At 55.5% G+C, this 888-nt stretch carries 2 protein-coding genes and 1 pseudogene; all 3 read right to left on the bottom strand.

Annotated elements, in window-relative coordinates; translation table 11 throughout:
* Window positions 1-182: pseudogene (locus tag K0335_RS22105) on the bottom strand (phage portal protein); the annotation flags it as partial.
* Entirely contained in the window at window positions 182-394 is a 213-nt protein-coding gene (locus tag K0335_RS22100) for a hypothetical protein (protein ID WP_032193109.1), read from the bottom strand. The gene K0335_RS22100 and the pseudogene K0335_RS22105, both read right to left, overlap by 1 nt.
* Window positions 391-888, bottom strand: a 498-nt coding sequence (locus K0335_RS22095) for a terminase gpA endonuclease subunit (RefSeq protein ID WP_219394156.1), incomplete at its 5' end; no start/stop codon positions are given. The genes K0335_RS22095 and K0335_RS22100, both read right to left, overlap by 4 nt.

Below are 888 nucleotides of genomic sequence, written 5' to 3'. Positions count from 1 at the left end.
TGCTCACGTAACGACACGGCCCCGTACTGGCTTAACTGGTCGGCAGTTCGGTTTTCCCGCCGGGCTTTGTGTGTCCGTGTCGTTTTTACGGCCTCATAAGCCTGGATCACCGCACGGGAACGCAGCCTTGCCGCTTTCCATCCTGGTGAAAAAACGCCAATCACATCATCAAGAATTGCCATCAGAACCTCGCCAGCCGGTACCCAGGATGCCCCCGTCGTCGTGTAATCAGAGCCGCAAGGCGGCGCTCCCACTCCTGCCGTCCCTGCCGGATCTCAGATAAGTTTTCCATGGTCATCTGCTGACCATTAAAGGTGACGGATTTTCCGTCCAGCACCGCCATTTCAGCTTCCATATAACACTGAATCATGGCTTCGATATCATTCTGGTTCATAACCATCCTCCGGAAGTCAGCCAGGGGTTAACATCGTCAGTTACTGTTTTCTTCCGTTTTTGTTTTTTAACAGGCGTGGATACCGGTTCCGGTGAGGATGACGGTTCGGTACTGTCCTGGACACACTCCAGCCAGGTTTCCCGGCTCGCCCACTCCGGTGCATCCGGCCAGCGGATCTTTTCGTATCCATGCAGAATGACCAGAGCCTCGGCATACACCATCAGGTCAAAAGCTTCGTTGGCACCGCGACCCGGCTTACTCCATTTCCCGTCACTGCTCCGCTCTTCATACGTCAGTTCGTCGTAAAACCAGCTCCCCAGCCAGTCAGGGAAATGCACATAGCCGGGACCTGGCGAGTCACGCCATAACGCGTTATTCACCCGGTCTTTCAGTACATCCGTCTGAAGAAGCCAGAGCGGCACATCACCTGCGGCCTGCGCCCGTCGGCCCGTTCGTCCGGTGTTATCAGGGAATGTACGGGTGATCAGTTTTGC

Origin of the sequence: Escherichia sp. GZ89, assembly GCF_019366485.1 — a bacterium.
Taxonomy (GTDB): Bacteria; Pseudomonadota; Gammaproteobacteria; order Enterobacterales; family Enterobacteriaceae; genus Escherichia; species Escherichia fergusonii.
The sequence above is the reverse complement of the archived record's forward strand: the minus strand, read 5'-3'. Positions and strand labels throughout refer to the sequence as shown.

What these genes read in the sequence shown, in the direction of transcription:
- K0335_RS22100 (WP_032193109.1), bottom strand. Translation starts at nt 394, where the DNA reads ATGAACCAGAATGATATCGAAGCCATGATTCAGTGTTATATGGAAGCT.